The 4,954-nt window shown below is 54.3% G+C and carries 9 protein-coding genes; all 9 read left to right on the forward strand.

Going from position 1 to position 4,954, the window contains the following annotated elements:
* The coding region (gpFI, locus tag EQY_RS0110400; RefSeq protein WP_000311344.1) for a DNA-packaging protein FI at positions 1-292 on the forward strand (292 nt) is incomplete at its 5' end.
* Positions 292-696 (forward strand): head-tail joining protein, encoded by a 405-nt coding sequence (locus EQY_RS0110405; RefSeq protein WP_000970955.1) that lies wholly within the window; start codon positions 292-294, stop codon positions 694-696. The genes gpFI and EQY_RS0110405, both read left to right, overlap by 1 nt.
* The gene (locus EQY_RS0110410; protein WP_000290767.1) at positions 677-1,399 is read left to right on the forward strand and encodes a hypothetical protein; all 723 of its coding nucleotides are present in this window, start codon (positions 677-679) and stop codon (positions 1,397-1,399) included. Before EQY_RS0110405 ends, EQY_RS0110410 begins: the two co-directional genes overlap by 20 nt.
* A gap of 11 nt (positions 1,400-1,410) precedes the next feature.
* Positions 1,411-1,962 (forward strand): hypothetical protein, encoded by a 552-nt coding sequence (locus tag EQY_RS0110415; protein WP_001372341.1) that lies wholly within the window; start codon positions 1,411-1,413, stop codon positions 1,960-1,962.
* Positions 1,946-2,569, forward strand: a complete 624-nt coding sequence (locus EQY_RS0110420; protein WP_000049991.1) for a phage baseplate assembly protein V — start codon at positions 1,946-1,948, stop codon at positions 2,567-2,569. Before EQY_RS0110415 ends, EQY_RS0110420 begins: the two co-directional genes overlap by 17 nt.
* Positions 2,570-2,602: 33 nt before the next feature.
* Positions 2,603-2,959: a GPW/gp25 family protein gene (locus tag EQY_RS0110425; RefSeq protein ID WP_000579232.1), complete on the forward strand. Its 357-nt coding sequence runs from the start codon at positions 2,603-2,605 to the stop codon at positions 2,957-2,959.
* On the forward strand, positions 2,934-3,848 hold the full coding sequence (locus tag EQY_RS0110430) for a baseplate assembly protein (protein WP_000235847.1): 915 nt from the start codon (positions 2,934-2,936) through the stop codon (positions 3,846-3,848). Before EQY_RS0110425 ends, EQY_RS0110430 begins: the two co-directional genes overlap by 26 nt.
* Positions 3,841-4,431 (forward strand): phage tail protein I, encoded by a 591-nt coding sequence (locus EQY_RS0110435; protein WP_000997165.1) that lies wholly within the window; start codon positions 3,841-3,843, stop codon positions 4,429-4,431. Before EQY_RS0110430 ends, EQY_RS0110435 begins: the two co-directional genes overlap by 8 nt.
* Positions 4,428-4,954: phage tail-collar fiber domain-containing protein (locus EQY_RS0110440; protein ID WP_001013720.1), on the forward strand; the 527-nt coding region annotated here is incomplete at its 3' end. The genes EQY_RS0110435 and EQY_RS0110440, both read left to right, overlap by 4 nt.

Genomic DNA, 4,954 nt, shown 5'->3' on the forward strand with positions numbered 1-4,954 from the left:
TTCAAAAGCCGATCTTGAGCAGCGTCTGGCGGAATGGGAGGAGGAGGCCGCCGGATTCGATGGGGAGGAGACGGGGAAGGAAGAGGTGGGCAACGATGCATCCGGCGACGGAATGCATTCTGAGCAGGGACTCGCCCGGGTGCGTATGCTGAAAACGGCGCATATGCCAGCCTGTGATGCTGTGACGGGAAAAATGTTGATGTTTGCCCGGGCCTCCAGTGTTGTGCTGGTTAATGAAGCCACAGTTCCCGCGTTGCTGGCAGACGGTCTGGCAGAAAAAATCCGGGAGTGATGATGTTCGATAATCTGTTCGATCAGGCCATGAGTGATGCGGATGACATCATCCTGGATACGATGGGGACGGAAATCAGCATATATCCGGGCGGCACGGAAAGAAAAATCCGTGCCGTTTTTGATGCCCCGGCAGATAACACCGGGATGAACACTGGCAGCGGCGAAATTCGTGATACTGCGCCCGTGTTATTTACCCGGAGCGCATGGGCCGCCGGTCTGAAAAAATATGACAGGGTCATGATCCACGGCGAACCCTATCAGGTAGTCGATCCCGGCTGGGATGAGTCAGGCGCTGCGGATCAGGGGGTGATTACCATCACCCTTGCGCGTGGAGAGCCCGGGAGAAATACACCTGCTGCACCGGAACGACCGAGTAAACGTTATGGCAGTCAGAGAGCATGAACGAAGCAGTGCCCGGCAGCGACGGCTGGCACGAAACCTCGTTGTCGATATTGATGAAGATGAGGTGCTGAAAATTATCGCTAAACTGGGTGGGTCAAAAAGTCAGATCCGTAAAGCCTGGGGCGTGGCGCTGAAAAGAGCCGCGTCTGCACTGCGGATGAAGGCTATGGCAGAGTTTAAAAAACAGGTTGCCCCACGCAGTCAGAAAATGATCAAAAAGCGTGTTCTGCATAATTTTATCATTCGTCGTAACGGTGATGAGTTTGATGAGGCGAAGGTATGGTTCGGTCTGAACGCCATCAAAGTACGCGATCTGCGCGGACGCATCAGTGGGGGACGACGCGGCGAACGCCATCAGTTGCGCGATGAGCGGGGGCGTTTTGCACCAGCTTCCAGCCGCAGGAAGGCTCGGGAGATCAGTTTTAAACCTGCCGGGGAATCCCTGCCTGTCACCACCTGGTCAACGGATGATGCCTTTATCAACCAGTTCGAAGCGGAAAATCGTAACGGACGTATATCAAAAAGGAAAACGATACTGATCCGACAGGCATCCGGACGACGGAGGGTGCGTGAAGCGGAAATTGATATTTATGAAGCCATGCTGAACCGTATAGAGGATTTTGTTTTTCCGGATGCGGAAGCACTGATCCTGAAAAATTTTGAGCATGAACTGAAATTCCGGGTATTTAAGGGGCTGGAGTGATGGAGCCATTGATGATGGGCGCCTGGCATCAGGCGGTGATTGACAGTCTGAAACAAATTCCCTGGGTGGAAGATGCCGATGAGTATCCGGAAAAAGTGACACAACTGGTGACGCCTGCCGTGTTTGTGGATGTACCGGGCTGGGACAAGGCTCAGTTTGCCGACGGGCAGACGCGGGTCACGCTGAAATGTGATCTGTTTGTGGTGACAGACCGGGCCGGGAAGACGGAAAACGTGCCAAAACCGCAGATTTTTGCCCGTTGTCTGGCGATGGATTTATCTGACTGGATTGAGGGGGCCACGTTCGGGCTGGATAACGTTGATCCGGCTGTTTTTATTGATGCTGAGGTGGATACCTTCGACCGGCTTCTGGATGACTACATCGTTTTCCGCGTTTCTTTTGAACAGGATATTCCTGTCGGAGAAGATCCGTTCGAGGTTCCGGCTGGTGCGCCGTTACAGGAAGTCTGGCTGGGGAAAGCTCCGGAAACCGGCAAGAAACATGAGCGGGATTATCGTCTTATCTGGAAAACAGAGGGCACCGGTGATGAGTCTGGCAGATGAAGTGGCAGAGTTACGCCGCAGGGTGGCGGACATGGTCCGTCGCGGCGTGGTGGACGAGGTGATCCCGGGTAGCCCGGTGATGGTTCGGGTGGATATCGGGGATGTGCTTTCGCCTCCGTTGCCCTGGATTCAGGTACAGTCCGGGCGCTACATGCAGGTCAGTAATTACCCGGCTCCCGGAGATGCCGTTACAGTGATATCGGAGGCGGGCGATTTGCGTAACGGTCGGGTGTATCCGGGGGCCAATATTGACGCCATTCCTGTCCCTGAGGGCAGTGAATACGAACATGTTATTTTGTTTGATACCGGAACGGAAATCCGTTACGACCGTCAGGCTAATGCCCTGTCCATCACGCTGGCTGAAGGCGGCAGCTATAAAATTACCGGCAGGGGAACCCTGAACGGTCCGGTAGAAATCACAGATACCCTGACCGTACAGGGTAAAGCAACCATGAATGCTGAGGCGGTGGTTAAGGCGGATCTGATGGTCGGTGGTGAGGTTTCTGATTATCACGGAACGATGAGTCAAATCAGAATTGTCTATAACGGTCACAATCACCGGGGCGACAGTGGTGGCAGCACCGGACAGCCTGGTCAGCAAATGTAATCTCCTTTCAGTTCTTTTTCCGGAATAAACAACATGATTGGTATTGATTCAGCCACCGGCAGATATCTGCACGGTAACGAACATCTGCGCCAGTCCGTCACTGATATTTTGTCAACACCGGTCGGCAGCCGGGTCCTGCTCAGGGAATACGGCAGCAGACTTTTCAGTCTGCTTGATAACCCACAGGATGATTTCACGCGGGTGAGAATTGTTCGCGAAACGGTAACCGCCCTTGAACGCTGGGAACCCCGCCTGACTCTCCGGCGGGTGGAAGTGACGTGGACAGGAGAAGGAAGCGCGTGGCTGACGCTTGTCGGGGTGAATAACGAAACTCAGGAAACGATTCGACTCGAGGAGATAAAAATTGGCAACGTCTCAGGCAATTATTGATCTGTCCGCGATACCGGTACCGGATGCGGTGGAGGTGCCGGACACCGCTGTGCTGGTCACTCAGATAGTGGCGAAGTATCAGGAGCTGGATACGTTGTTTTCGGCTCTGGTGGAATCTGATCCCGCGTATAAATGGGCAGAGGCGCTGGCTTTCCGGGTGGCGCTGATGCGCCAGCAGGTCAATGATGCTGTCCGGGGTGTATTGCTTGCGAGTGCCCGGAGGAACGACCTGGATCAGATTGGTGCGAATTTTCAGGTGCAGCGTCTGGTGATTACCCCGGCAGATGACAGCACCATTCCGCCCACGCCTGCGGTGTATGAAGATGATGACGCTTTTCGCGAACGTATCCAGTTGTCATGGGCACGGCTGAGCACCGCCGGCGCGAAAAATGCGTACCACTATTTTGCGCAAAGTGCTGATCCTGATGTGCTGGATGTGAAGGCTTACGGGCCGGAAACGCATTCACAGGAAGGGCGTGTTTTTCTTTATGTGTTATCCCGGTCCGGAAATGGCACTGCATCACAACCCCTGCTGGATAAGGTGGCAGCATCAGTCTGTGATGATGAAACCCGTCCCCTGACGGATTTTGTCAGTGTCCGGACGGCAGAAATTATTCCCTACGATGTGGTGGCGGATATTCATATTCCCTACGGACTGGATGGTGAACTGGTTATGGCAAATGCCCGCAAGGCGCTGCAGTCATACACTGACAGCGTCCACCGGATTGGCTCGGTGGCATCCCGTTCTGGCATGGATGGTGCCCTTCACCAGACCGGGGTGATTACGGTGAATCTGACCTCTCCGGGCAGTGATATCGTTCCTGCGATGGGGCAGGCACCGTGGTGCCGTAAGGTAACGCTGAATAAGGTGGAGACAACGGATGAATGACGATATCAGGAGCATACTGCCGGTCAGTGCCAGCCGGGCAGAGCGGGTGGTGGACTGTGTCGCCGGAGATATGCTGTCAGACATAGCGGTCTGCCTGATCCGCTATGTGAAAAATCCCGATTTATGTCCTGCTGAATTGCTGCCATGGCTGGCCTGGGAAATGGCGGTGGATACCTGGAATGAACACTGGACGGAGACGGAAAAAAGGTCTGCGATAAAACGTGCTGCTTACATCCACCGCCACAGAGGGACTAAAGCGGCGCTGATGGCATCGCTGGCTGACAGTCCCTTCCGGTCGCAGATTGTTGAGTGGTATGAGCAGACCCCACCCGGGGAGCCGTATACCTTTCGTCTGAACGTGGAGCAGAAGGATTTACCGGTGCTGATGAATGATCATCAGGATCTGAAGCATGCGGTGCTCCGTGCCAAAAATCTGCGCAGCTGGTTCAGTATTCACGTTTACGGGAACAGCACAGGGCGTGGATTTGGTTACGGCTATGTGATGGCGACAGAAAAAATCAGAAGTACCGGTGTGACAACAAAGACAGTGCCCACAGGCGGGCAGAGTGAGGCAGGTGTATGAATGGACTGATTCTGACAACGTCCGGCGCTGCAGAAATTGAAGCAGCATATCAGAACGGGCAAACCGTGACCGTCCGGCATGTTCTGCTTGGTGACGGGGGCGGGCGGGCATTGCCCTCCACGCCGGATGAAATGGCAGCAATGACATCGTTGTACGGCGAATTCGGGCAGGAACCCTTTTCCGACGGTGCGGTGGAGGAGGGCTTCATCAGCGGGGATATTGTGATTGACTGTAAATCATACCCCGGTAAAACCCTTCGTGAACTGGGGATGATCAGCGACAGAGGTACGCTTATCGCGTACGGACGTTATCCCGACACCTTTTTACCAGACCAGACGGACTCCGTTATCAAGGAAGTTATTCTGACGCTGGTTCTTGGGCTGACGCACGCACAAAACGTGGTGCTGGAAGTTGATCCGGACAGGGCCATTATTACTCAGGAAATCGGAGACAGACGCTATCTGCAACGAAAAAAGAATCTTTCGGATGTGGAAGACAAGGATGAGGCTGTTGAAAACCTCGG

It is taken from the genome of Escherichia sp. TW14182 (assembly GCF_000208525.1).
GTDB lineage: Bacteria > Pseudomonadota > Gammaproteobacteria > Enterobacterales > Enterobacteriaceae > Escherichia > Escherichia ruysiae.